The sequence below is a fragment of the Rhodopseudomonas palustris genome (assembly GCF_003031265.1).
Taxonomy (GTDB): domain Bacteria; phylum Pseudomonadota; class Alphaproteobacteria; order Rhizobiales; family Xanthobacteraceae; genus Rhodopseudomonas; species Rhodopseudomonas palustris_H.
On the sequence record NZ_CP019966.1, the window covers coordinates 2,968,294 to 2,991,179 of the forward strand.

Below are 22,886 nucleotides of genomic sequence, written 5' to 3' on the forward strand. Positions count from 1 at the left end.
CGACAGATGAGCTTGGAAAGTACGGTCTCCCCATCCGCCATGAGTGGCCCCGCGATCACCAAGGCTGCCGCGACTGTACGCGGCAGCAGCACCAGACAGTTCGCCAAACTCACAGCCAGGTTCCGCACTGCCGCCCTTGCGCTGATCGTGCCGCTCGGTCTGCTGCTGGTTTGGGACTTGATGGTGCGTTGGACCGGGACGCGGCTGGTTCCGCCGCCCTCCGGCGTCGCGACCATGATGTGGGATTTCGCCTTCGGCGGAATCTACGACGACGCCTATAGCGGCAGCCTGCCGATCCATTTCTGGAAGTCAGTGCAGCGCGTGTATGGCGGCTTCTTCCTGGCGGCGCTGCTCGGGATTCCGCTCGGGCTGATGATCGGCCGGATTCCGCTGCTGCGTGCGCTGCTCGATCCGACGCTCGCCCTGCTGCGGCCGATCCCGGTTACCGCCTGGCTGCCGCTGTCGATGATTTTCTTCGGCCTCGGGCCGAAGTCGGCGGTGTTCCTGGTGTTCCTCGGCGCGTTCTATCCGATCCTGCTCAACACCGTGTTCGGCGTGAAATCGGTCGATGTGCGGCTGTTCGAGGCGGCCGGGATGCTCGGCTGCAACGGTCCGCAACTGTTCAGATCCGTCGTGCTGCCGGCGGCGCTGCCGAGCATCTTCAACGGCCTCCGGCTCGGCGCGTCGTTCGCCTGGATCCTGATCGTGGTCGGCGAGATGACCGGCGTGCCCGAAGGTCTCGGTGCCGTGATCATGGATGGCCGCACACTGTCGCGCACCGACCTGGTCATCACCGGGATGATCATCATCGGCATCACCGGATTCCTGTCGGACCGCATCCTGGTGTCCCTCAGCAATTACTTCCTGCGCTGGAGCCCGCAGCATCATGCTTGATCAAGCCACCCATCGCGACGCGCCGCCGGTAATCCTGGAGGTCAGCGGGCTCAACAAGATCTATCAGGCCTCGAACGGCCCGGTCGAAGCGCTACGCAGCGTCGATCTGACGGTGCGTAAGGGCGAGTTCATCTGCCTGCTCGGCGCCTCCGGCTGCGGCAAGTCGACCCTGCTGCGGATCATCGCCGGCTTCGAGCAGGCGACCCAGGGTTCAGTCGGCGTGTACGGCTGCGAGGTGAGGGGACCTGGCCCCGACCGCGGCATGGTGTTTCAGGACTACGCGCTGTTTCCATGGCTGACGGTCCGGCGGAACATCGGCTTCGGCCCCAGCCATCGCCGCGTCGCCGCGCAGGAAGTCGACAAACTGACCGATCGGTTCATGGCGATGGTCGGGCTCACGGCATTCGCAGACCGCTACCCGCACCAGCTCTCCGGCGGCATGAAACAGCGCGTGGCGATCGCCCGCGTACTCGCAAACGACGCCGACATTCTGTTGATGGACGAGCCGTTCGGTGCGCTCGACGCGCTGACCCGCGCAGCGCTGCAGGAAGAACTGATCGAGATCTGGCGCAGCACCAAGCTGACCGTGATCTTCGTCACCCATTCGGTCGAGGAGGCGGTTCTGCTCGCCGATCGGGTCGTGGTGATGAGCTCGTCGCCGGGCCGGATCGACCAAGACGTGGAGATCGAGTTGCCTCGGCCGCGCGACGTGGCGTCGGTCGAGTTCAACAGGCTTCGGCGCAGCATCACGCAGCAACTGACCAGCGATGTCGGCACAGGCCGCAAGGTTGCAGCGACGGCGGATTCCTGACGTGGACGTTGCAGCCCCCCACGCGTCGCGATCGGTCTATCGCGGGATGGATCGTGCGGCTCTCGATGCCGCCTACAACAACAGCGCGGCTGTGATCGACAGCCCGCAATGGCTGGAACGCTGGCGACAGCACAGCGCTGTTCGCCGCGCCGGTCCCGGAGCGCGGCTCGATATCCCTTATGCGGATCGCGAGCGGACTTCGCTCGACTATTTTGGTTCCGGCCAAACCGGCGCGCCGCTGCTGGTGTTTCTGCACGGCGGCTATTGGCAGCGCAATTCGAAGGAGATGTTCTCCTTCGTCGCCGATGGCCCTAACGCGCACGGCATCGATGTCGCCGTCGTCGGCTACACGTTGGCACCGACGGCGCGGCTATCGGACATCGTCGCCGAAATCGATCTGGCGCTCGATGTGCTCGCTGCCGACATCGAGCGCTTCGGCTTCGACCGGCGCAGGCTGGTGGTCAGCGGCTGGTCCGCGGGCGGGCATCTCGCATCGGTCGCGAGCGCGCATTCCGCGGTCCGGGGCGCGGTGTGCATCAGCGGCATCTTCGATCTCGAGCCGATTGCGCTGTGCTATCTCGACGACGCGCTACGCCTCGACCGGCAGGAGATCGAGATCCTGAGCCCGATCCGGCGCACCCGCCTTGGCACTGCGCCACAGTTGCTGGTGGTCGGCGGCGACGAGTTGCCCGAACTGCAGCGTCAGTCGCTGGACTATTCCAACGTCGCTGCGCGGGCAGGATTGCCCATCACTCTGAGCATCCTGCCGCGGCATCATCACTTCTCCATTCTGAATGAATGGAACGCGGACGGCGCGCTCACCGCCGAGCTGCTGGCCCTGATCGGGGCGTAGCTACGCGTCAGGTGCCGGCAAAGGGCGCGACGGTGATGCCGCTGGCTTCCAGCTTGCGGCGGACGCCGCGCGCGATCTCGACCGCGCCTTTGGTATCGCCATGGATGCACACCGTGTCGGTGCGCATCTTGATCACTTTGCCGGTCACGGAGACGACGGCTCCGTCCTGCGCCATCCGCAGCACGCGTTCGGCAATCTCATCGGGGTCGTGCAGCACCGCGCCAGGCTTCTTGCGCGACACCAGATTGCCGTCGTCCTCATAGGCCCGATCGGCAAACACCTCGTGCGCCAGCGGCAGGCCGGCTGCTTCGCCTGCGACCATCAGTTTCGAGTTCGCCAGCACGACGAACACCAGCGATGGATCGACCGCCTTGATCGCCGAGGCAATCGCGCGGGCGGTCATATCGTCTTCGCAGGCAACGTTGGACAGCGCGCCGTGCGCCTTGACGTGGGTGACCTTGTGGCCGGCGAGGGCCGCGACCGCCTGCAGCGCGCCGATCTGATAGGCGACGAGGTTTTCGATTTCCGCGGCTGTGATCCCCGGCACCGGCCGGCGGCCGAAACCGTGCAGGTCGCGGAAGCCCGGATGCGCGCCGATCGCGACGCCGTTTTGCTTCGCGAGCTTGACGGTCGCATGCATGATGTCCGGATCGCCGGCGTGGAAGCCGCAGGCGATGTTGACGCTGGTGGCGATCTGCATCATCGCCGCATCGTCACCCATCTGCCAGACGCCAAAGCCTTCGCCGAGGTCGCAGTTTAGATCGATCTTCATCCCGATTGGTCCCGTCGTCAGATTCGATTACTCCGCCGCCAGCGCGTCGATCGCCGCACCGGCGACGTTGGCGGAGAGCAGCGCGTCGAGGTCGATGGTGGCGTGCTGCGCGTCGCGCAGCCGGTCAGGCAGCGAGCGGGTCAGCCTGGCCATCGCGCGATAAGCTTCCTGAGCTTCGTCGACGCTCAACGCCTGAAAGCGGAACGGCCGGCCGGGCTGACGCTGCGCCAGCCGCCCGAGATCGGCCGAGATCACCGTGGCAATCTTCGGATAGCCGCCGCTGGTGCCCCGATCGGGCATCAGCACGATCGGCTGGCCCGAGCCGGGCACCTGGATGCTGCCGTCAACGGTGCCGTCCGAGACGATGTTGTGGCCGTGGAGATGCGAGATCTGCGGACCGTCGAGCCGATAGCCCATGCGGTCGCTGGTCGCCGAGATCGTCCATTCGCCGGCCAGGAACGTCTCGACCGCGTCGCCGAACTCATCGTTCTGCGGACCGAGTACGACGCGGATCGGCGCGTCTTGTTGCTCGGGCAGGTCGAGGCGGCGTTCGAGCGCCGGTGCCGCGGACTTGACCTCAATGGTGTCGCCGGCCTGCAGCGGCCGCGGGTAGGGGCTGCCGAGACCGGCGCGCGCGTTGACAGCAAGACTGCCGAACATCGGCTCGCCGCCGACGCCGCCTTCAATTCCCAGATAGCTGAATACGCCGCCACGCGCGACGCCGACGGTGAGGATCTGACCTTCGGTGAGCATGAACGACTCGTTGAATGCCAGCGGCTTGCCGTCGAGTGCAGCGGGCCGCTCGGCGCCTGTCAGCGCCAGCCGCACCGCGCCGTCGCGGAGGCTCAGTTTCGCGCCGAGCGGGCCGAGTTCGATCGCCGCCGCGAACGCGCTGTTGCCGACCAGCACATTGGCGGCGGCAAGCGACAGCCGGTCCATCGCGCCGCTCGGCGGCAGGCCGTAACGCTGCGCGCCGTGGCGCCCGGCATCCTGCACGGAGGTGGCCGGGCCGACGCTATCGATCACAAGCTTCGTCATGCGCTCAGCAATTCCGCGACGACTTCACCATGGGACGCTGCATCGTCGCGCTCGGCGAACTCCTTGGCGTCGATCTGCGCGAAGCTGATGGCGTCGCCAGGTTCGAGCAAAAAGATCGGCTCGCGATGCAACTGATAAGTGCGCACCGGCGTGCGGCCGAGCAGGTGCCATCCGCTCGGTCCGGCCAGACATTGGATGCCGGTCTGGATTCCGCCGACCGAAATCGTGCCGGCCGGAGTGTGCAGTCGCGGCGCTTGCCGCCGGGGCATCGCCAGCGCCGGATCGAGGCCGGAAAGATACGACCAGCCCGGTGTGAAGCCGATCATGGCGACGCGATAATCGCCGGCAGCGTGGCGCGCGACCAGCGCATCCGGTGTGGTGTTCAAAGCCTGCGCCGCATCCTCCAGATCGATACCGTGCTCGCCGCCGTAACACACCGGAATCCGCCAGCGCCGCTTGGCGACGGTTTCGCTTTCGTCGGGCGTCTGCGCGAGCGTTACCAGTTGATCGGATAGCGCGCCGAAGCCGATCGTCTCCGGATCGTAATGCACCAGAAGCGACCGATAGGTCGGCACGGTTTCGACGATGCCGGAGATCGGAGCTTGCTTCAGCTTGCGATCGAGCGCCAGCACGCGACGATTAGCTTCATCACTGATATCGCGGCCGAACTCGACGGTGATCGCGGTGTCACCGCTCGGCAGCATCCTGGGAGGTGGGGTGGTCATGCTTCAACGATCTCACAAAGCTACCGGCAGCGATAGCGCCTTTTCCGAGCGCCTGAAAAGCACTTCGCAACTCATGCGAGGTCGATAAGTCTGCGACTTTGAAGGTGATAAATTGCGATGATCGCCATGCGCTGGAGAGAGCTGCTGATCGCAGGGTTGCGTCTTGACGCGGCAGTCGCGGCCCGCAAGATGCGCCGACAATCACTGGAGCTCTCTCTTCATGTCACTGACCCCGGAAGCCATCGACATCCTGTCGCGCGTTTCGACCGCGACCATCACCACGGTGCTGCTGAAGAAGGGGCTCCGCAACGTCTGGATGCGCGGCGCGCGGCCGCTGCGTCCAGGTGCGACGCGGCTGGTCGGTGAGGCGTTCACGCTGCGTTTCGTGCCGGCGCGCGAGGATCTGGCGACGCCCGAGTCCTGGGCCTCGCCGATCTCGACCCGCGCGGCGATCGAGGCGATGCCGGAAGGCTGCATCGCCGTGGTCGACGCCATGGGCATCAAGGACGCTGGCATCTTCGGCGACATTCTCTGTGCCCGCATGGTCAAGCGCGGCATCAAGGCGCTGATTACCGACGGTGTGGTGCGCGACCTCGAGGGCGTGCTCGGGACCGGTCTGCCGGTGTGGTGCGACGGCGCGGCTGCGCCGCCGTCGGTGGCCGGCCTGACCTTCGTCGGCTGGGACCAGCCGATCGGTTGCGGCGGCGTCGCGGTGTTCCCGAAGGACGTCATCGTGGCGGACCAGGACGGTGCGGTGCTGATCCCGCAGGCGCTGCTCGACCACGTGCTCGCCGAGGGGCCGGAGCAGGAGCGGATGGAAGGCTGGATCGTCGAAGAGGTCAACAAGGGCGCGGTCTTGCCCGGCCTGTATCCGATGAACGCCGAAACCAAGGCGCGCTACGCCGCGTTCAAGGAGAAGGCCGACAAAACCTAAGGAGCCTGGTCGATGGACATCTTCGCGGCGGGTTCACGCCCGACCCAGCGGGCGCCCAAGGACTATTTCACCGGCACGGTGTGGCAGGACCCGATCGTTGCCGCGCCGGCGCCGGCGCGGCTGGCCGCCACGCGCGTGGCGTTCGAGCCGGGCGCGCGCACCGCGTGGCACACCCATCCACTCGGCCAGACGCTGTATGTCGTGACCGGCGTCGGCCGGATCCAGACCGAAGGCGGGCCGGTGCGGGAGATCCGCGCCGGCGACGTGGTGTGGATTCCGCCGGGCGAGAAACACTGGCACGGCGCCTCGCCGACCAACGGCATGACCCATATTGCGATGCAGGAAGCGCTGGACGGCAGTTTCGCCACCTGGATGGAGCATGTCTCCGACGACGATTACGCCGTCGCGCCGTCCGCCTGAGATCCGCGGCCACCGCCGATCAGAATCCTCAAAACCGCCGGTTTCTCCGCCGATGGGACCCTTTCCCGTCGGGTGGGGACTCGGTATGAAGGGCGCTTCGTTGCAAGGTGGCGGGCGTTGAGGAGAATAGAATGGCAGCCAAGACGAAATTTCGGGGGTCGTTTACCGCCTTGGTCACGCCTTTCAAAAATGGCGCGCTCGACGAACAGGCGTTTCGCAGCCTGGTGAACTGGCAGATCGAGCAGGGCACCCACGGCCTGGTGCCGGTCGGAACTACCGGCGAGAGCCCGACGCTGAGCCACGAGGAACACCACAAGGTGGTGGAGTGGTGCATCGCGGAGGCCAAGGGCCGCGTGCCGGTGATCGCCGGCGCTGGCTCCAACTCGACTCGCGAAGCCGTCGAGCTCGCGCGCCACGCCGAGAAGGCCGGCGCCGATGCGGTGCTGGTGGTGACGCCGTACTACAACAAGCCGACCCAGGAAGGCATGTATCAGCACTTCAAGGCGGTGAACGATGCGATCGGGATTCCGATCATCATCTACAACATTCCGCCGCGGTCGGTCGTCGACATGTCGGTGGACACCATGAGCCGGCTGTACGAGCTCGACAACATCGTCGGCGTCAAGGATGCGACCGCCAATCTCGGCCGCGTGTCGCAGCAGCGCCACGCGATGGGTCCCGATTTCATCCAGCTCTCGGGCGAGGATATGACCGCGCTTGCCTATATGGCGGCCGGTGGCCACGGCTGCATCTCGGTGGTGTCGAACGTCGCGCCGAAGCTGTGTTCGGATTTGATGGGCGCGGTGTTCGCGGGCGACTATCCCGGCGCGCTGAAGATCCAGGACCGTCTGGTGCCGCTGCACGACGCCGTGTTCAAGGAGCCGGGCGTCGCCGGTGCCAAGCATGGCCTGACGCTGCTCGGCCGTATTCAGGAAGAGGTCCGGCTGCCGCTGATGCCGGTGACCGAACCGACCGGCAAGACGATCCGTGCGGCGATGGTGCACGCAGGAGTCATCAACTGACAGGGAGCGCATGAACAGCACCGATTCCGTCCGTCACTTCGAGCAGAAGGGCTCGAGGCTTCTCAAGGAATTTCGCGACTTCGCGATGAAGGGCAATGTCGTCGACCTCGCGGTCGGCGTCATCATCGGTGCAGCGTTCGGCGCGATCGTGACCTCTCTGGTCGGCGACGTGATCATGCCGATCATCGGAGCGGTTACCGGCGGGTTGGATTTCTCCAACTACTTCACGCCGCTGTCGAAGACGGTCACGGCGGGCACGCTGGCCGACGCGAAGAAGCAGGGGGCGGTGCTCGCCTGGGGTAATTTCCTCACGGTGACGCTGAACTTCCTGATCGTCGCGGCGGTGCTGTTTGCGGTGATCCGATCGCTGAACAAGTTGAAGCAACAGGCGGAAGAGGCCAAGTCGCCGCCGCCGACCCCGACGCGGCAGGAAGAACTGCTGACCGAGATCAGGGATTTGTTGAAGAAGGGCGCCGGTCCGTCGCCATAGGTGACGACGACGGCGCCGACAGGAATCGCCCACAATGGCCGAGAAGAACGAACGCCCGATCAAGGTGGTCGCGGAGAACCGCAAGGCGCGGTTCAACTACGCGATCGACGACACCGTCGAGGCCGGCATTGCGCTGACCGGCACCGAGGTGAAGTCGATCCGCAACGGCAAGACCACGATCGCGGAGTCCTATGCGGACGCCCGCGGCAGCGAGATCTGGCTGATCAACGCCAATATCCCGGAGTATCCGCAGGCCAACCGCTTCAATCACGAGCCGAAGCGGCCGCGCAAGCTGCTGCTGCATCGCAAGCAGATCAACAAGCTGATCGGTGCGGTCGAGCGCGAAGGCATGACGCTGATTCCGCTCAAGCTGTATTTCAACGAACGCGGCCGTGCCAAACTGCAGCTCGCCCTCGCCAAGGGCAAGAAGCTGCACGACAAGCGCGAGACCGAGAAGAAGCGCGATTGGAGCCGCGAGAAGGGCCGTCTGCTGCGGTCGCGCGGCTGAGCCGGTCGGAGGGAGGCGCCCATGACCAAGCAGCCAGATCTTCTCAAGGTCGATTGGAGCGCGATCCCAGCACCGGACGATGATGGCGCCGCCGCGCATCTAGCGGGCGCCGCGATCCCGTCGGTCGCGCTGCCGGCGACAGATGGAGGCTCGGTGACGCTGTCGTCGCTGCCCGGGCGGACCGCGCTGTTCGTCTATCCGCGGACGGGCGTGCCCGGTCAGATCAGCCTGGTCGACGACTGGGACATGATCCCCGGTGCGCGCGGCTGCACGCCGCAGACCTGTTCGTTCCGCGATCTATTCGCCGAGTTGAAGGCCGCCGGCGCCGATGCGGTGTTCGGTCTGTCGACGCAATCGACCGCTTATCAAACCGAGATGGCCACCCGGCTGCATCTGCCGTTTGCGGTGCTGTCCGACGAGAGCCTCGCGCTGACCCGTGCATTGAACCTGCCGACGATGCAGGTCGCCGGTATGACGCTGCTCAAGCGCATGGCGCTGATCATCGACGACGGCCGCATCAGCCACGTGTTCTATCCGGTATTTCCACCGGATCGGAACGCCAGCGACGTGCTGGAATGGCTCAAGGGCAATCGGCGCTAGTTAGCAGTTTCGGAGGGCCCATCCCCGTCATTGCGAGCGAAGCGAAGCAATCCAGAGGCCTCAGAACGTGTGGCCTCTGGATTGCCTCGTCGCTTCGCTCCTCGCAATGACAATTCTTTCTGATCCAACTACGCGTCGAGATCAGCCCGCACCCGCGCGAACACATCGCGAAACATCTGAGTCGTCAGCACGCCGGTGTTCGTGTTGTAGCGCGAGCAATGGTAGCTGTCGTAGAGGCGTAGGCGGCCGGCTTCGTGCACGGCGCCGTGGCCGAACGGGGCCTGGGCGGCGCGGAGGCCGAGTGCCTTCAGCGTTGAATCGTGAGCGATCCGTCCGAGCAGGACGATCGCGCGCAGCTTCGGCATCGCCTCGATCGTGGCGATCATAAAGCGCCGACAGGTGTTGATTTCGATCGGCAACGGCTTGTTCTGCGGCGGCACGCAACGCACCGCGTTGCTGATCCGGCAGCCGATCAATTGCAGCCCGTCGTCGGGTCTGGCCTGATAATGGCCTTTGGCGAAGCCGTAGTCGATCAGCGTGGCGTAGAGCAGGTCGCCGGCATAGTCGCCGGTGAACGGCCTGCCGGTGCGGTTGGCGCCTTGCAGGCCCGGCGCAAGGCCGACAATCAGAAGCGAGGCGTCGGCGCCGCCGAAGGACGGGACGGGCGCGTTGAACCAGCCCGGTTCGCGTGCGCGGGCTTCGCTGCGGAATTCAGCGAGACGCGGGCAGAACGGGCAGTCGCGGTCAGGGTCGGTGAGGGAGGTCGGGACGCGGGGCCCGGAGCCCCGCGTCAACGTCGGCATGGACCTTAGTCTTCGAAGTCGTCAGCGCCGGCGCGCGACGCCAAGGCAGTGGGCCGCTGCAGGAACTGCGGCGCGTGGTGACGCGGTTCGCGGGGCTCTCGCGGTTCCCGCGGCGGCGGGCGGTCGGCGGGATCGCGGCCGATCTTCGATTGCAGCTCGACCAGATCGGTAAAGATGTCGGCCTGGCGGCGGAGCTCGTCGGCGATCATCGGCGGCTGGCTGGAAATCGTCGAAATCACGGTGACGCGGACGCCACGGCGCTGCACGGCTTCCACCAGCGAGCGGAAGTCGCCGTCGCCCGAGAACAACACCATCTGATCGATGTGTTCGGCCAGCTCCATGGCATCGACAGCAAGCTCGATGTCCATGTTGCCCTTGACCTTGCGGCGGCCGGAGGCGTCGATGAATTCCTTGGTCGCCTTGGTGACGACGGTGTAGCCGTTGTAGTCCAGCCAGTCGATCAGCGGGCGGATCGACGAGTATTCCTGATCTTCGATGATCGCGGTGTAGTAGAAGGCGCGGACCAAATTGCCGCGGCTTTGAAATTCCTTCAGCAGCCGCTTGTAGTCGATGTCGAAGCCGAGAGTCTTTGCGGTTGCGTAAAGGTTGGCACCGTCGATGAACAGCGCAATTTTGTTACTGGAGGAAGTGGACATCAAGATCTCTCATGTGTCTGTTGTCAGCTTCTTGGCGCAACGGAAATAGCTGCGCAGCTCAAGTCAATTTTTGCACGAATAGCCGTCGCGCTGGGCAACCGGCACAAACTTCAACCGCACGAAGCATCAGCCGGTATTCTATACTTTTCTTTCTGAAAAGAAGCCTTTTGTTGTCGGACTCGTGTTCGTCCGAGTTGGCCACTGGCCGGCCGTCCCGGAATGTCGGGTGCATTATCAGAGTGGGGCTGATCGGCCAAATGACAAATTGCTGCTTGCGAAAGCCGCCTTCGCGCTATAGGTAGCGGTCTAACCCCGATTTTGGTCCTATTGAACGGAGCGACTGGCCATGGCGCGCGTCACCGTGGAAGACTGCATTGACAAGGTCGACAACCGGTTCGACCTCGTCCTGTTGGCCGCTCATCGCGCCCGCATGATCTCGTCCGGCTCGCCGCTCACGATTGATCGCGACAACGACAAGAACCCCGTTGTTTCGCTTCGCGAAATTGCCGATCAGACGATCTCGCCGGAAGACCTCAAGGAAGAGCTGGTGCACTCGCTGCAGAAGTTCGTCGAGGTCGATGAGCCGGAGCCCGATACCGTTCCGCTGATCGGTTCGGCCGGCGCCAGCGTCGATGCCGACGACACCGAAGTGGCGATGGAGCGGATGACCGAGGAAGAGCTGCTTAAGGGTCTGGAGGGCCTGGCGCCTCCAGAAGAGCAGCCCGAGGAAGACGAATAAGCCCTACGGCGGCTTTGCACGTTTCCGTGATGCTCTGCAAAAACGGCTCGGATCGCTTCCGGGCCGTTTTTCGTTTTCGAAAGAGAATCGGGTGCACACGGAACAGTGTCCGGCGCATTGCTGCCCTGACCTAAACTCCGCCGAAATCGCGGTTTTTTCTGGCCGTTCTGGTTCCTTTCATGGCACAAGATCAGAGGGCTAGCGGGCGTAATTAAAGCTCCGAGGGCGGAGTTCCGCCGTCGCTGCAATGCAATAAAGGTTGTGGAATGGCGTCAGGACGCCAGAGTTCGAAGCAGATGGAGCAGGCCGGCGGTGCAGCCGCTGTCGCCGAGCCGTCTGCTGCCGCCAAGCCCCGATCCCGTGCCCGCATGATGCGGCAATACGATCTGGTCGAGCGGGTCCGGTCTTACAATCCGAATACCGACGAGGATCTGCTCAACCGGGCGTACGTTTACGCAATGATGGCGCATGGGGAGCAAACCCGCGCCTCCGGCGACCCGTATTTCTCGCACCCGCTCGAAGTCGCCGCGATCCTGACCAACCTCAAGCTCGACGACGCCACCATCGTTGCCGCGCTGTTGCACGATACCATCGAGGACACCGAGGCGACCCGGACCGAGATCGACACCATGTTCGGTCCCGAAATCGGCGCCCTGGTCGAGGGCTTGACCAAGCTGAAACGGCTCGAACTGGTGTCGCGCGAGGCCAAGCAGGCCGAAAACCTGCGCAAGCTGCTGCTGGCGATCGCCGACGACGTCCGCGTCCTGCTGATCAAGCTCGCCGACCGTCTGCACAACATGCGCACGCTCGAGTTCGTGCCGCCCGCCGCCCGTCAGCGCATTGCCGAGGAGACGCTCGACATCTACGCGCCGCTCGCAGGCCGCATGGGCATGCAGGAGATGCGCGAGGAACTTGAGGACCTGTCTTTCCGCAGCCTCGATCCGGAAGCCTTTACGGTCGTGATGCAGCGGCTCGACGCGCTGGCCGAACGCAACCGCAATCTGATCGGCGAGATTGAAAGTCAGCTCTCCGCCAATCTCGCCCGCCACGGCATCACCGCCGAGGTCACCGGGCGGCGGAAGCGGCCATTCTCGATCTGGACCAAGATGGAGCGGAAGTCGGTCGGTTTCGAGCAGCTCTCCGACATCTACGGATTCCGCGTCGTCCTCGATAACGTCGAGGCCTGCTATCGCGCGCTCGGCGTCGTGCACACGACCTGGCCGATGGTGCCGGGGCGGTTCAAGGACTACATCTCGACACCGAAGCAGAACGACTATCGTTCGCTGCACACCACGGTGATCGGTCCAGGCCAGCAGCGCGTCGAGCTGCAGTTCCGGACCCGCGAGATGAATCAGATCGCGGAATACGGCATCGCCGCGCATGCGTTCTACAAGGACGGCGTCGGCTCACCGACCGAGCTGCTCAACCGCGAGTCGAATGCGTTCGCCTGGCTCCGTCACACCATCGAGATGCTGTCGGAAAGCTCGAACCCCGAGGAATTCCTCGAGCACACCAAGCTCGAACTGTTCCACGACCAGGTGTTCTGCTTCACGCCGAAGGGCAAGCTGATCGCGCTGCCGCGCAAGGCCAATGTAGTCGACTTCGCCTATGCGGTGCACACCGACGTCGGCAACAGCGCGGTCGGGTGCAAGATCAACGGCAAGTTCGCGCCGCTGTCGTCGGAGCTGCAGAACGGCGACGAAGTCGAAGTGCTGACGTCGCCGGTGCAATCGGCGCCGCCGGCGGCATGGGAATCGCTCGCCGTCACCGGCAAAGCGCGGGCGGCGATCCGCCGTGCGACCCGCGTTGCGATGCGCGATCAATATGCCGGTCTCGGCCGCCGCATCGTCGAGCGTTTGTTTGCCCGCGCCAAGATCGAATATGCCGACGACAAGCTGAAGGGCGCGCTGCCGCGGCTTGCGCGAGCCTCGGTCGAGGACGTGATGGCCTCAGTCGGCCGCGGCGAGATGAAGGCGTCCGATGTCGCCCGGGCGATGTACCCGGACTACAAGGAAGAGCGCATCGCGCGGTTCGGCGGCAAGAAGGATGTGCCGGACAAGGTGATCGGCAAGGCCCCCGAGACCGGCAAGGTTAGCTCGGTGATTCCGATCGGCGGTCTGCATTCCGGATTGCCGGTGAAGTTCGCGCCGAACGGCGGCGCCGTGCCGGGCGACCGCATCGTCGGCATCGTCACGCCGGGCGAGGGGATCACCATCTATCCGATCCAGTCGCCGGACTTGAAGGAATTCGAGGAAGAGCCGGAGCGCTGGCTCGACGTGAAGTGGGACATCGACGAGACCACGCCGCAGCGCTTCCCGGCGCGGTTGTTCGTGCAGAACGTCAACGAGCCCGGCAGCCTGGCGCAGATCGCCGGTGTCATCGCCGAGCACGACGGCAACATCGACAACATCAACATGAGCCGACGTTCGCCCGATTTCACCGAGCTCACCATCGATCTCGAGGTCTATGACCTCAAGCATCTCAGCGCGATCATCGCCCAGTTGCGCGCCAAGGACGTCGTCGCTCACGTCGAGCGGGTGAACGGCTGAGGCCAGAGGTCGCACGAGGCAGTTAGTATGTTCGTCATTGCGAGCGAAGCGAAGCAATCCAGGACAACGAGCACTGAACTGGATTGCTTCGTCGCTTCGCTCCTCGCAATGACGAGTGATATCCACTCCAAGTCTTTCGGTTCTCGATAATGTCCAAAACTCCTCCGCTTCGTCTCGGCGTCAACATCGATCACATCGCCACGCTGCGGAACGCCCGCGGCGGTCGCCATCCCGATCCGTTGCGGGCAGCGTTCGCGGCGATCGAGGCGGGGGCCGACGGAATCACCGCGCATCTGCGTGAGGATCGCCGCCACATCCGCGACGCCGACATGCAGCGGCTGAAGGCGGAGATTTCCAAACCGCTGAACTTCGAAATGGCGGCAACCGACGACATGATCAGGATCGCGCTCGGCGTGAAGCCGCATGCGGTGTGTCTCGTTCCGGAGAGGCGCGAGGAGCTGACCACCGAGGGCGGCCTCGACGTGGTCGGCCAGCAAGCCTCGCTCGGGCCGGCGATCGCGCGCTTCAACGATGCCGGCATCCGGACCTCGCTGTTCATCGCCGCCGATCCGGCGCAGATCGAGATGGCGGCGAAGCTGAAGGCCCCAGCGATCGAAATCCACACCGGGGCCTGGTGCGACTCGATTACCGACGGCGATGCTGCGAAGGCCAATACCGAATGGCAGCGGATCTTTGCCGGCGCCGCGCTAGCGCGGTCGGCCGGGCTCGAAGTCCACGCGGGTCATGGTCTCGACTATGCCACCGCCGAGACGATCTCTGAGCTGCCGCAGATCGTCGAACTGAATATCGGCTTCTACATGATCGGAGAGGCGCTGTTCGTCGGCCTCGGCGAGACCGTGCGGGCGATGCGGGCCGCCATGGACCGCGGCCGCGCCAAGGCGATCGCCGCATGATCATTGGCATCGGCTCGGATCTGATCGACATCACCCGGATCGCCAAGGTGATCGAACGTCACGGCGAGCGGTTCCTGGATCGGGTGTTCACCGAGGCGGAGCGGGCGAAGGCCGAGCGGCGTGCCAAGAAGTCGGAACTGGTCGCGGCCACCTACGCCAAGCGGTTCGCCGCCAAGGAGGCCTGCTCGAAGGCCCTCGGCACCGGTATCCGGCAAGGGGTGTGGTGGCGCGACATGGGGGTGGTCAATCTGCCCGGCGGCCGGCCGACCATGATGCTGACCGGCGGTGCCAAAGCCCGGCTCGCCGCGTTGACCCCTCCAGGCATGACGGCGCGGATCGACCTGTCGATCACCGACGAATGGCCGCTCGCGCAGGCTTTCGTGGTGATCTCGGCGATCCCGGCGGCCGCCGAGGCGACCGGTGCCACGTCCTCGTGAGACGGAAAAGCGGTTGATTCGTCATAGCATTAGCCCGCGATGCCGCGACGCTTGATTGCACCGGTCGCGACAACAGTCTAAAACCGCGCGGAATCCCCAGCGGGGTCGAGTCCTCGGCGAACGAGCGCCGGTCGTGGCGGTGTCCGTCGCTGCGGCCTACGTCTCGCCCATCACCTGGACCCGTTCCGCACCAGTCCAGTCGTCCACCGCGCGGCTCCCCGCGACGGGAATCGGGAAAGCGATGAGCGTGACATCCGGAACCAAATCTGAGAGCGGCGTCGGCGAAACCATCCGCGTCGTCATTCACGCCCTCATCATCGCGCTGATCATCCGCACTTTCCTGTTCCAGCCTTTCAACATTCCGTCCGGATCGATGAAGGCGACGCTGCTGGTCGGCGACTATCTGTTCGTGTCGAAATACACCTATGGCTACAGCCACTACTCGATCCCGTTGTCGCCGCCGCTGTTCTCCGGCCGGATCTTCGGATCCGATCCGAACCGCGGCGATGTGGTGGTGTTCCGCCTGCCGAAGGACGACTCCACCGACTACATCAAGCGCGTGATTGGTCTGCCGGGCGATCGCATCCAGATGCGCGAAGGCCTGCTGTACATCAACGACAAGCCTGTCGACCGCGAGCGGCTGTCGGACTACGTCGGCGAAGATCCGTGCGGCTCGGAAGCGACCGCGCGCGTCAAGCGCTGGAAGGAAACGCTGCCGAACGGCGTGTCCTATGAGACGCTGGATTGCGTCGACAACGGCTTCTACGACAACACCAACGTCTACACCGTGCCGGCCGGCCACTTCTTCATGATGGGCGACAACCGCGACAACTCCACGGACAGCCGCGTGCTGTCCGCGGTGGGCTATGTGCCTTACGAGAACATCATCGGCCGCGCCCAGATGATCTTCTTCTCGATCGCCGAGGGCGAGCACGCCTGGCAGATCTGGCGCTGGCCGACCGCGGTGCGCTGGAGCCGTATCTTCTCCATCGTGCGATGAGCGATGATGTGACCAACGTCGAGCAACCCTCGACGGCCAGTGAACCGCAACCGCAGGATGTTCCGGCGGCGGAGCCTTCGGCTGCAAAGAAGCGGCGCGCCAGCAAGGCGAAGTCCAAGGCGACCGCAGCCGCGATCGAGCAACGGCTCGGCCACAGCTTCGCCGATCCGGCGCTGCTGACCACCGCGCTCACCCACGTCTCCGCGCTGAAGTCCGCGCGCCGCACAGACAGCTATCAGCGGCTCGAGTTTCTCGGCGATCACGTGCTCGGCCTGATCGTCTCCGACATGCTGTACCGGGCGTTTCCGGATGCCGACGAAGGCGAGTTGTCGAAGCGGCTCGCCGATCTGGTTCGCAAGGAAACTTGCGCCGACGTGGCCCGCAGTCTCGACCTGGTCGAAGGCATCAAGCTCGGCACGGTGGGGGCCGGCGCCGGCGCCAAGCTGCGCAAGTCGGTGCTCGGCGACATCTGCGAAGCGGTGATCGGCGCGATCTATCTCGACGGCGGCTACGACACAGTGTCCGATTTCGTCCGCCGCAACTGGACCGAGCGGATGCGCAAGCCGGCGCGGTCGCTGCGCGATCCCAAGACCGTGTTGCAGGAGTGGGCACAGGCCCGCGGCCTGCCGACGCCGGTGTACCGCGAAGTCGAGCGCACCGGTCCGCATCACGATCCCCAATTCCGTGTCGCCGTCATACTGCCGGGCCTCGAGCCGGCCGAAGGTGTCGGTGGCAGCAAGCGCGCGGCCGAGAAGGTCGCGGCGTCGGCGATGCTGGCGCGTGAAGGCGTCGGCACAGGCGGCAATGATGGCTGAACATGAAGACGCGGCGACCGCCGCGACCCGCTGCGGTTTCGTTGCGCTGATCGGCGCGCCGAACGTCGGCAAATCCACACTCGTCAACGCGCTGGTCGGCTCCAAGGTGACGATCGTGTCGCGCAAGGTGCAGACCACGCGCGCGCTGATCCGCGGCATCGTGATCGAAGATGCCTCGCAGATCATCCTGGTCGACACTCCCGGCATCTTCGCGCCGAAGCGGCGGCTCGACCGCGCGATGGTCAAGACTGCATGGAGCGGCGCGCACGATGCCGACATCGTCTGCGTGCTGCTCGATGCCCGTGCCGGGATTAACGAGCAGGCCGAAGACATTCTGGCCAACCTTGCCAATGTCGACCGGCCGAAGCTGCTGGTGCTCAACAAGATCGATCTGATCGCCCGCGAAAAGCTGCTGGCGCTGGCCCAGGCCGCCAATCAGCGGCTGGCATTCGATCAGACCTTCATGGTCTCGGCGCTGACTGGCGACGGTGTCGACGATCTGCGCAAGGCCTTGGCTGCGCAGGTGCCGCCGGGCCCGTTCCATTATCCCGAAGACCAGATGTCGGATGCGCCGCTGCGCCATCTCGCCGCCGAGATCACCCGCGAGAAGATCTTCCGGCAACTGCACCAGGAGCTGCCGTATCAGTCGACGGTCGAGACCGACACCTGGACCGAGCGCAAGGATGGCTCGGTGAAGATCGAGCAGACCATCTTCGTCGAGCGCGAGAGCCAGCGCAAAATCGTGCTCGGCAAGGGCGGTGCGACCATCAAGGCGATCGGCGCCGAGGCCCGCAAGGAGATCGGCGAGATCCTCGAGCAGCCGGTGCACCTGTTCCTGTTCGTCAAGGTGCGCGAGGACTGGGGTAACGATCCGGATCGTTACCGCGAAATGGGCCTGGAGTTCCCCAAGGAATGACCACCAGCACCACCACCAGCCTGCCGCGCAATGTGTACTGGTTCGAAGTGCTGCTGCTCACTTCGCTGATGCTCGACTGCATCTCGGTGGCGTTTCAGGATCGCACCGTGATCGAGCCGAGCATGTCGGCCGGTGTGGTGGCCGCCGCCAACACCATGGCGGCCGGCCTGATCGTATTGCTGAGCTATCTGGTGTGGCTCGCCGCCCACGCCCGCAAGAACTGGGCGAGGGCGGTGCTGACCGCCTCGTTGGTGTTTTCGGTGGTGTCGCTGGCCCAGATCGTCGGCGACAGCGGCATCGAAGCCGGACTGTGGATCGATATTGCGTCCTGCATCCTGACTGCGGCTGGACTGTATCTGTCCTACACCGGCGACGCCCGAGGCTGGTTCACCGCGTAAGGCCGGCAGGCGCGACTGCGCGAAATCCGATAGGCTCGTCCGATGGAATGGAGCGACGAGGGCATCATTCTCGGGGTGCGGCGCCATGGCGAGTCCGCCGCGATCGTCGAGCTTTTGACCCGCGAGCATGGCCGGCATCTCGGCATGGTGCGGGGCGGGGCGTCGGCGCGGATGCGGCCGTTGCTGCAGCCCGGCAACAGCGTGCTGGCGTCATGGCGGGCAAGGCTCGACGAGCATCTCGGCTACTATCAGTTGGAAGCCACCAAGATGCGCGCCGCGACGCTGCTGGCATCATCCTATGCGGTGTACGGCGTCACCCATCTGGCCGCGCTGGCGCGGCTGCTGCCGGAGCGCGATCCGCACGAGGACATCTATCAGCGGCTGTTGTTCACGCTCGACGATTTTGACGACCTCGGAGTCGCCGCCGCGCATCTGATCCGGTTCGAACTGGCGATCCTGGCCGAGCTCGGCTTCGGGCTCGATCTGTCCGTCTGCGCCGCGACCGGCAGCACCACGGAACTGATCTATGTGTCTCCGAAGTCGGGCAGCGCCGTTTCGCGCAGCGCCGGCGAACCGTGGCGCGACCGCCTGTTGCGACTGCCGGCGTTCCTGCGTGACGACGAGACGGCGTGCGAGAGCGGCTGGTCTGGGCAGGACCTGTTCGATGGCTTCGAGCTGACCGGCCGCTTCCTGCTGCGCAATGTGCTCGAGCCGCGCGGGCAAAGCCATTCGGACGCCCGCGCGGGGTTCATCAATGCGATCACCCGCGCGCTGCAGCGGCCGGCGGAGTCGTAGCCGGCCGCGTCACATCCGCGAGATGCCGCGATCGCGGCATCAGGCTTTCAGAGCTGCGGAGATCGTCGCCGCGATCGGCGTGGTCGGACGACCGATCAGCTGGCTCAAGGTGTGGCTGTCGTCGAACAGCGCGCCCTTGGCGGCACCGGCGTCGGAGTCCGCCAGCAGCGCGGCGAACGGTCCGGGCAGGCCGGCACCGACCAGTGCAGCCTGGTAGTCGGCCTGCGGCAGATCGCGATACGCGACTGCTTTGCCGGATTGCCTCGACAGTTCTGCTGCGAACTCAGCGAGCGTGTAGGCCGCATCGCCGGCGAGTTCGTAGATGCGGCCAGCCTGCGGCTCCGCGGCGGTGAGCACACGAACCGCGGCCGCGGCGTAATCGGCGCGCGCCGCGGAGGCGATCCGGCCGCCATCGGCGCTGCCGAGCAGGGCGCCGTGCGCCAGCGCGGCCGGAATCGAAGCCGCGTAGTTCTCACTGTACCAGCCATTGCGGAGCAGGGCGTGCGGTACGCCGGACGCTTTCAAGGCCGCCTCGGTCTGCCGGTGCTCCTCGGCGAGCCCCAGCGGCGAGGTGTCGGCGTGCAGCAGGCTGGTATAGGCGAGCAGTTTCACGCCGGCCTGCCTGGCAGCTTCGATCGCGTTGCGGTGCTGCGCGGTGCGCTGGCCGATCTCGCTGGAGGAAATCAGAAGAGCAAGGTCGACGCCGGCGAAGGCGGCCTTGAGGCTGTCGGGACGGCTGTAGTCGCCGTTGTGGACGTGCAGGCCTCTGGCAGCGAATTCGGCGGCGGCCTTTTCGCTGCGGACCAGCACGCCGATCTGGAAGGCCGGGACGGTCTTGAGCAGGCCGTCGATGACGAGCCGGCCGAGCTGGCCGCTGGCACCGGTGACGAGGAAACGGGAGGCGGACATCAGGATCTCCTGGTGGTTTTCAATTGAGGGTAGGTCTATATTGGAGACCTTCGTCCGGCCGCGTAAGGAGGCAGTATTTCGTGACAAGGTCACCTGCAGATAACCTGACGGTCGCCGCGCACCGCGCCACGCTGACCGACCGTTATGCCGCCTGGCGCGAGCTCGGCTTCGACGCGTCGCGCTGTCCGGTGCGCAACGTGCTCGACCATCTGGGCTGCAAATGGAGCACGCTGCTGTTGATCGCGCTGGCCGAAAAGCCGATGCGGTTCAATGCGCTGCTGCGAGATGTTCCAGACATTTCGAAGCGGATGCTGACCCAGACGCTGCGCGATCTCGAGCGTGACGGGCTGGTCGCCCGGCAGGTGTTTCCGACCAAGCCGCCCAGTGTGGAGTACCGTTTGTCGGCGTCGGGCGAGTCCGTGCTTGGACCGTTGACGGCCCTGGTCGGCTGGGCGGAGCAGAACTTCCCCGAGATTGAGCGCGCCCGCGCCCGGTTCGACTCGGCGGCCCAGGAGGGGGGCGCCCAGGTTCCAGGCGAATCCGCAAGGCCGGAAAGCCCGCTGGCGCTTGCTCCGCTTCCGGTCAGGGGATAACCCCACGCCATGGGAAAAAGATTGATTCCGCCGGAGCCGGCCGAGATTCACGAGGTCCAGCTTCGCGAGGCGCTGGAAGAGCGCTATCTCGCCTACGCGCTGTCGACCATCATGCACCGGGCGCTGCCGGACGCGCGCGACGGCCTCAAACCCGTGCATCGCCGCATCCTCTACGGCATGCGGCTGCTGCGGCTCGACCCCGGCACGCCGTTCAAGAAGTCCGCCAAGATCGTCGGCGACGTGATGGGTTCGTTCCATCCGCACGGCGACCAGTCGATCTACGACGCGCTGGTGCGGCTCGCGCAGGACTTCTCGTCGCGCTACCCGCTGGTCGACGGCCAGGGCAATTTCGGCAATATCGACGGCGATAACCCGGCGGCCTACCGCTACACCGAAGCGCGCATGACCGACGTCGCGCGCCTGCTGCTGGAAGGCATCGACGAGGATGGCGTCGCGTTCCGCGCCAACTACGACGGCCAGTCGAAAGAGCCGGTCGTGCTGCCCGGCGGCTTCCCAAACCTGCTCGCCAACGGCGCGCAAGGCATCGCCGTCGGCATGGCGACCGCGATCCCGCCGCACAACGCCGCTGAGCTGTGCGACGCCGCGCTGCATCTGATCGAGAAACCCGACGCCAAGTCGAAAGCGCTGCTGCGCTTCGTCAAGGGCCCGGACTTCCCGACCGGCGGCATCATCATTGATTCCAAGGAGAGCATCGCCGAGGCCTACACCACCGGCCGCGGCGCGTTCCGCACCCGCGCCAAGTGGGAGCAGGAAGAGGGCGCGCGCGGCACCTGGACCGTGGTGGTGACGCAGATCCCCTGGCTGGTGCAGAAGTCGCGGCTGATCGAGAAGATCGCCGAGCTGCTGAACGAGAAGAAGCTGCCGCTGGTCGGCGACATCCGTGACGAATCCGCCGAGGACGTCCGCATCGTCATCGAGCCGAAGTCGCGCAGCGTCGATCCGACGCTGATGATGGAATCGCTGTTCCGGCTGACCGAGCTGGAAAGCCGGATCCCGCTCAATCTCAACGTGCTGGTGAAGGGCCGGATTCCGAAGGTGCTCGGCCTCGCCGAGTGCCTGCGCGAATGGCTCGATCATCTGCGCGACGTGCTGCTGCGCCGCTCCGAGTATCGCAAGGGCCAGATCGAGCATCGGCTCGAAGTGCTCGGCGGCTATCTGATCGCGTACTTGAACATCGACAAGGTGATCAAGATCATCCGCACCGAGGACGAGCCCAAGCCGGTGCTGATGAAGGCCTTCAATCTCACCGAGATCCAGGCCGAGGCGATCCTCAACATGCGGCTGCGCTCGTTGCGCAAGCTCGAAGAATTCGAGATCCGCACCGAGGACAAGAACCTCCGCGCGGAGCTGAAGGGCATCAATGCGATCCTGAAATCCGAGACGGAGCAGTGGGCCAAGGTCGGCGAACAGGTTCGCAAGGTTCGCGAGATGTTCGGGCCGAAGACGCCGCTCGGCAAGCGCCGCACCCAGTTCGCCGACGCGCCGGAGCACGATCTCGCCGCGATCGAAGAAGCCTTCGTCGAGCGCGAGCCGGTGACGGTGGTGATCTCCGACAAGGGCTGGGTCCGCACCCTGAAGGGCCATGTCGAGGACCTGTCCGGGCTGAACTTCAAGCAAGACGACAAGCTCGGCCAGTCGTTCTTCGCCGAGACGACGTCGAAGCTGTTGCTACTTGCAACCAACGGCCGGTTCTATGCGCTCGATGTCGCCAAGCTGCCCGGCGGCCGCGGCCATGGCGAGCCGATCCGCATGTTCATCGACATGGAGCAGGACGCCGCGATCGTCACCGTGTTCGTGCACACCGGCGGACGCAAATTCCTGATCGCCAGCCATGACGGGCAGGGCTTCATGGTCAACGAGGACGAGTGCGTCGGCTCGACCCGCAAGGGCAAGCAGATCCTCAACGTCGACATTCCCAACGAGGCGCGCGCGCTCACGGTGGTCGGCGAGGGCGACGACAGCGTCGCGGTGATCGGCGACAACCGTAAGATGGTGATCTTCCCGCTCGATCAGGTGCCGGAGATGACCCGTGGCCGCGGCGTGCGGCTGCAGAAGTACAAGGACGGCGGCCTGTCCGATATCGCCACCTTCTCGTCGAAGCAGGGCCTCAGCTGGCGCGACTCCGCCGGCCGCGAGTTCAGCGCGACCATGAAGGAACTCGCCGAATGGCGCGGCAACCGCGCCGACGCCGGCCGGCTGCCGCCGAAGGGCTTCCCGAAGTCCAACAAGTTCGGACGCAGCATCGCGTGATGCTGGCCCGCCTGCGCGCTATGT

Annotated in this window: 26 protein-coding genes; 20 read left to right on the top strand and 6 right to left on the bottom strand. The window is 65.2% G+C overall.

The window, feature by feature from the left end; genetic code table 11:
• Positions 1 to 6: 6 nt before the first annotated feature.
• The 3 genes from RPPS3_RS13795 to RPPS3_RS13805 are packed head-to-tail and all read left to right on the top strand — an operon-like array spanning position 7 to position 2,558.
• Positions 7 to 894 carry an ABC transporter permease gene (locus RPPS3_RS13795; RefSeq protein ID WP_107344610.1) on the top strand — a complete coding sequence of 296 codons (888 nt, stop codon included), beginning with the start codon at positions 7 to 9 and terminating at the stop codon, positions 892 to 894.
• Entirely contained in the window at positions 887 to 1,705 is an 819-nt protein-coding gene (locus tag RPPS3_RS13800; protein WP_107344611.1) for an ABC transporter ATP-binding protein, read from the top strand. The genes RPPS3_RS13795 and RPPS3_RS13800 overlap by 8 nt, the downstream gene beginning before the upstream one ends.
• A gap of 1 nt (position 1,706) precedes the next feature.
• Positions 1,707 to 2,558, top strand: a complete 852-nt coding sequence (locus tag RPPS3_RS13805; protein WP_107344612.1) for an alpha/beta hydrolase — start codon at positions 1,707 to 1,709, stop codon at positions 2,556 to 2,558.
• A 7-nt stretch (positions 2,559 to 2,565) separates the two neighbouring features.
• Here the strand turns inward: RPPS3_RS13805 and RPPS3_RS13810 are convergent, their stop codons facing one another.
• Genes RPPS3_RS13810 through pxpB form a run of 3 tightly spaced genes read right to left on the bottom strand, consistent with a single transcriptional unit; the run spans position 2,566 to position 5,093 of the window.
• Positions 2,566 to 3,330 (bottom strand): LamB/YcsF family protein, encoded by a 765-nt coding sequence (locus tag RPPS3_RS13810; protein WP_107344613.1) that lies wholly within the window; start codon positions 3,328 to 3,330, stop codon positions 2,566 to 2,568.
• A gap of 27 nt (positions 3,331 to 3,357) precedes the next feature.
• Positions 3,358 to 4,368 carry a biotin-dependent carboxyltransferase family protein gene (locus tag RPPS3_RS13815; RefSeq protein WP_107344614.1) on the bottom strand — a complete coding sequence of 337 codons (1,011 nt, stop codon included), beginning with the start codon at positions 4,366 to 4,368 and terminating at the stop codon, positions 3,358 to 3,360.
• Positions 4,365 to 5,093 (bottom strand): 5-oxoprolinase subunit PxpB, encoded by a 729-nt coding sequence (pxpB, locus tag RPPS3_RS13820; RefSeq protein ID WP_107344615.1) that lies wholly within the window; start codon positions 5,091 to 5,093, stop codon positions 4,365 to 4,367. The genes RPPS3_RS13815 and pxpB overlap by 4 nt, the downstream gene beginning before the upstream one ends.
• Before the next feature lie 220 nt (positions 5,094 to 5,313).
• Between pxpB and RPPS3_RS13825 the strand changes: the two genes are divergently transcribed.
• The 6 genes from RPPS3_RS13825 (at position 5,314) to RPPS3_RS13850 (ending at position 9,067) form a co-directional block, all read left to right on the top strand.
• A complete protein-coding gene (locus tag RPPS3_RS13825; RefSeq protein ID WP_107344616.1) occupies positions 5,314 to 6,027 on the top strand; it encodes a ribonuclease activity regulator RraA in 714 nt (237 codons plus the stop codon).
• Positions 6,028 to 6,039: 12 nt separating this feature from the next.
• Positions 6,040 to 6,447, top strand: coding sequence for a (R)-mandelonitrile lyase (locus RPPS3_RS13830; RefSeq protein ID WP_012496115.1), 408 nt, complete (start codon positions 6,040 to 6,042; stop codon positions 6,445 to 6,447).
• A gap of 131 nt (positions 6,448 to 6,578) precedes the next feature.
• Entirely contained in the window at positions 6,579 to 7,469 is an 891-nt protein-coding gene (dapA, locus tag RPPS3_RS13835; protein WP_107344617.1) for a 4-hydroxy-tetrahydrodipicolinate synthase, read from the top strand.
• 10 nt (positions 7,470 to 7,479) lie between these two features.
• The gene (gene mscL, locus RPPS3_RS13840) at positions 7,480 to 7,959 is read left to right on the top strand and encodes a large conductance mechanosensitive channel protein MscL (protein ID WP_107344618.1); all 480 of its coding nucleotides are present in this window, start codon (positions 7,480 to 7,482) and stop codon (positions 7,957 to 7,959) included.
• A gap of 34 nt (positions 7,960 to 7,993) precedes the next feature.
• Positions 7,994 to 8,467, top strand: a complete 474-nt coding sequence (gene smpB, locus RPPS3_RS13845; protein ID WP_107344619.1) for an SsrA-binding protein SmpB — start codon at positions 7,994 to 7,996, stop codon at positions 8,465 to 8,467.
• A 21-nt stretch (positions 8,468 to 8,488) separates the two neighbouring features.
• The gene (locus RPPS3_RS13850; RefSeq protein ID WP_107344620.1) at positions 8,489 to 9,067 is read left to right on the top strand and encodes a peroxiredoxin; all 579 of its coding nucleotides are present in this window, start codon (positions 8,489 to 8,491) and stop codon (positions 9,065 to 9,067) included.
• Positions 9,068 to 9,195: 128 nt separating this feature from the next.
• Here RPPS3_RS13850 and RPPS3_RS13855 read toward each other — a convergent pair whose 3' ends face one another.
• Together RPPS3_RS13855 and RPPS3_RS13860 are read right to left on the bottom strand one after the other, a co-directional pair.
• Positions 9,196 to 9,870, bottom strand: coding sequence for a uracil-DNA glycosylase (locus RPPS3_RS13855; RefSeq protein ID WP_107344621.1), 675 nt, complete (start codon positions 9,868 to 9,870; stop codon positions 9,196 to 9,198).
• Positions 9,871 to 9,875: 5 nt separating this feature from the next.
• Positions 9,876 to 10,526 (bottom strand): NYN domain-containing protein, encoded by a 651-nt coding sequence (locus tag RPPS3_RS13860; protein ID WP_011158241.1) that lies wholly within the window; start codon positions 10,524 to 10,526, stop codon positions 9,876 to 9,878.
• Between the two features lie 346 nt (positions 10,527 to 10,872).
• On the opposite strand from RPPS3_RS13860, the gene rpoZ reads away from it, so the two are divergent.
• The 9 genes from rpoZ (at position 10,873) to recO (ending at position 19,089) form a co-directional block, all read left to right on the top strand.
• Positions 10,873 to 11,265 carry a DNA-directed RNA polymerase subunit omega gene (rpoZ, locus tag RPPS3_RS13865; RefSeq protein WP_011158242.1) on the top strand — a complete coding sequence of 131 codons (393 nt, stop codon included), beginning with the start codon at positions 10,873 to 10,875 and terminating at the stop codon, positions 11,263 to 11,265.
• 266 nt (positions 11,266 to 11,531) lie between these two features.
• Positions 11,532 to 13,814, top strand: coding sequence for a RelA/SpoT family protein (locus RPPS3_RS13870; RefSeq protein WP_107344622.1), 2,283 nt, complete (start codon positions 11,532 to 11,534; stop codon positions 13,812 to 13,814).
• A gap of 149 nt (positions 13,815 to 13,963) precedes the next feature.
• Positions 13,964 to 14,728, top strand: coding sequence for a pyridoxine 5'-phosphate synthase (locus RPPS3_RS13875; protein WP_107344623.1), 765 nt, complete (start codon positions 13,964 to 13,966; stop codon positions 14,726 to 14,728).
• Positions 14,725 to 15,165 (top strand): holo-ACP synthase, encoded by a 441-nt coding sequence (gene acpS, locus RPPS3_RS13880; protein WP_107344624.1) that lies wholly within the window; start codon positions 14,725 to 14,727, stop codon positions 15,163 to 15,165. The genes RPPS3_RS13875 and acpS overlap by 4 nt, the downstream gene beginning before the upstream one ends.
• Positions 15,166 to 15,406: 241 nt before the next feature.
• Positions 15,407 to 16,165: a signal peptidase I gene (lepB, locus tag RPPS3_RS13885; RefSeq protein ID WP_107344625.1), complete on the top strand. Its 759-nt coding sequence runs from the start codon at positions 15,407 to 15,409 to the stop codon at positions 16,163 to 16,165.
• Positions 16,162 to 16,980, top strand: a complete 819-nt coding sequence (gene rnc, locus RPPS3_RS13890; RefSeq protein WP_107344626.1) for a ribonuclease III — start codon at positions 16,162 to 16,164, stop codon at positions 16,978 to 16,980. Before lepB ends, rnc begins: the two co-directional genes overlap by 4 nt.
• Positions 16,973 to 17,896 carry a GTPase Era gene (gene era, locus RPPS3_RS13895; RefSeq protein ID WP_413776069.1) on the top strand — a complete coding sequence of 308 codons (924 nt, stop codon included), beginning with the start codon at positions 16,973 to 16,975 and terminating at the stop codon, positions 17,894 to 17,896. Before rnc ends, era begins: the two co-directional genes overlap by 8 nt.
• Positions 17,893 to 18,294, top strand: a complete 402-nt coding sequence (locus tag RPPS3_RS13900) for a hypothetical protein (RefSeq protein WP_107344628.1) — start codon at positions 17,893 to 17,895, stop codon at positions 18,292 to 18,294. Before era ends, RPPS3_RS13900 begins: the two co-directional genes overlap by 4 nt.
• 42 nt (positions 18,295 to 18,336) lie before the next feature.
• Positions 18,337 to 19,089, top strand: a complete 753-nt coding sequence (gene recO, locus RPPS3_RS13905) for a DNA repair protein RecO (protein ID WP_107344629.1) — start codon at positions 18,337 to 18,339, stop codon at positions 19,087 to 19,089.
• Between the two features lie 39 nt (positions 19,090 to 19,128).
• Here the strand turns inward: recO and RPPS3_RS13910 are convergent, their stop codons facing one another.
• Positions 19,129 to 19,998, bottom strand: coding sequence for an SDR family oxidoreductase (locus RPPS3_RS13910; protein WP_107344630.1), 870 nt, complete (start codon positions 19,996 to 19,998; stop codon positions 19,129 to 19,131).
• Between the two features lie 80 nt (positions 19,999 to 20,078).
• On the opposite strand from RPPS3_RS13910, the gene RPPS3_RS13915 reads away from it, so the two are divergent.
• Both RPPS3_RS13915 and parC read left to right on the top strand, forming a co-directional pair.
• Complete coding sequence (locus RPPS3_RS13915) at positions 20,079 to 20,591, top strand: winged helix-turn-helix transcriptional regulator (protein WP_107344631.1); 513 nt, start codon at positions 20,079 to 20,081, stop codon at positions 20,589 to 20,591.
• 9 nt (positions 20,592 to 20,600) lie between these two features.
• Positions 20,601 to 22,862 carry a DNA topoisomerase IV subunit A gene (gene parC, locus RPPS3_RS13920; RefSeq protein WP_107344632.1) on the top strand — a complete coding sequence of 754 codons (2,262 nt, stop codon included), beginning with the start codon at positions 20,601 to 20,603 and terminating at the stop codon, positions 22,860 to 22,862.
• Positions 22,863 to 22,886: the final 24 nt, after the last annotated feature.

What these genes read in the sequence shown, in the direction of transcription:
- RPPS3_RS13795 (WP_107344610.1), top strand. Translation starts at nt 7, where the DNA reads ATGAGCTTGGAAAGTACGGTCTCCCCATCCGCCATGAGTGGCCCCGCG.
- RPPS3_RS13800 (WP_107344611.1), top strand. Translation starts at nt 887, where the DNA reads ATGCTTGATCAAGCCACCCATCGCGACGCGCCGCCGGTAATCCTGGAG.
- RPPS3_RS13810 (WP_107344613.1), bottom strand. Translation starts at nt 3,330, where the DNA reads ATGAAGATCGATCTAAACTGCGACCTCGGCGAAGGCTTTGGCGTCTGG.
- RPPS3_RS13815 (WP_107344614.1), bottom strand. Translation starts at nt 4,368, where the DNA reads ATGACGAAGCTTGTGATCGATAGCGTCGGCCCGGCCACCTCCGTGCAG.
- pxpB (WP_107344615.1), bottom strand. Translation starts at nt 5,093, where the DNA reads ATGACCACCCCACCTCCCAGGATGCTGCCGAGCGGTGACACCGCGATC.
- RPPS3_RS13825 (WP_107344616.1), top strand. Translation starts at nt 5,314, where the DNA reads ATGTCACTGACCCCGGAAGCCATCGACATCCTGTCGCGCGTTTCGACC.
- RPPS3_RS13830 (WP_012496115.1), top strand. Translation starts at nt 6,040, where the DNA reads ATGGACATCTTCGCGGCGGGTTCACGCCCGACCCAGCGGGCGCCCAAG.
- dapA (WP_107344617.1), top strand. Translation starts at nt 6,579, where the DNA reads ATGGCAGCCAAGACGAAATTTCGGGGGTCGTTTACCGCCTTGGTCACG.
- mscL (WP_107344618.1), top strand. Translation starts at nt 7,480, where the DNA reads ATGAACAGCACCGATTCCGTCCGTCACTTCGAGCAGAAGGGCTCGAGG.
- smpB (WP_107344619.1), top strand. Translation starts at nt 7,994, where the DNA reads ATGGCCGAGAAGAACGAACGCCCGATCAAGGTGGTCGCGGAGAACCGC.
- RPPS3_RS13850 (WP_107344620.1), top strand. Translation starts at nt 8,489, where the DNA reads ATGACCAAGCAGCCAGATCTTCTCAAGGTCGATTGGAGCGCGATCCCA.
- RPPS3_RS13855 (WP_107344621.1), bottom strand. Translation starts at nt 9,870, where the DNA reads ATGCCGACGTTGACGCGGGGCTCCGGGCCCCGCGTCCCGACCTCCCTC.
- RPPS3_RS13860 (WP_011158241.1), bottom strand. Translation starts at nt 10,526, where the DNA reads ATGTCCACTTCCTCCAGTAACAAAATTGCGCTGTTCATCGACGGTGCC.
- rpoZ (WP_011158242.1), top strand. Translation starts at nt 10,873, where the DNA reads ATGGCGCGCGTCACCGTGGAAGACTGCATTGACAAGGTCGACAACCGG.
- RPPS3_RS13870 (WP_107344622.1), top strand. Translation starts at nt 11,532, where the DNA reads ATGGCGTCAGGACGCCAGAGTTCGAAGCAGATGGAGCAGGCCGGCGGT.
- RPPS3_RS13875 (WP_107344623.1), top strand. Translation starts at nt 13,964, where the DNA reads ATGTCCAAAACTCCTCCGCTTCGTCTCGGCGTCAACATCGATCACATC.
- acpS (WP_107344624.1), top strand. Translation starts at nt 14,725, where the DNA reads ATGATCATTGGCATCGGCTCGGATCTGATCGACATCACCCGGATCGCC.
- lepB (WP_107344625.1), top strand. Translation starts at nt 15,407, where the DNA reads ATGAGCGTGACATCCGGAACCAAATCTGAGAGCGGCGTCGGCGAAACC.
- rnc (WP_107344626.1), top strand. Translation starts at nt 16,162, where the DNA reads ATGAGCGATGATGTGACCAACGTCGAGCAACCCTCGACGGCCAGTGAA.
- era (WP_413776069.1), top strand. Translation starts at nt 16,973, where the DNA reads ATGGCTGAACATGAAGACGCGGCGACCGCCGCGACCCGCTGCGGTTTC.
- RPPS3_RS13900 (WP_107344628.1), top strand. Translation starts at nt 17,893, where the DNA reads ATGACCACCAGCACCACCACCAGCCTGCCGCGCAATGTGTACTGGTTC.
- recO (WP_107344629.1), top strand. Translation starts at nt 18,337, where the DNA reads ATGGAATGGAGCGACGAGGGCATCATTCTCGGGGTGCGGCGCCATGGC.
- RPPS3_RS13910 (WP_107344630.1), bottom strand. Translation starts at nt 19,998, where the DNA reads ATGTCCGCCTCCCGTTTCCTCGTCACCGGTGCCAGCGGCCAGCTCGGC.
- parC (WP_107344632.1), top strand. Translation starts at nt 20,601, where the DNA reads ATGGGAAAAAGATTGATTCCGCCGGAGCCGGCCGAGATTCACGAGGTC.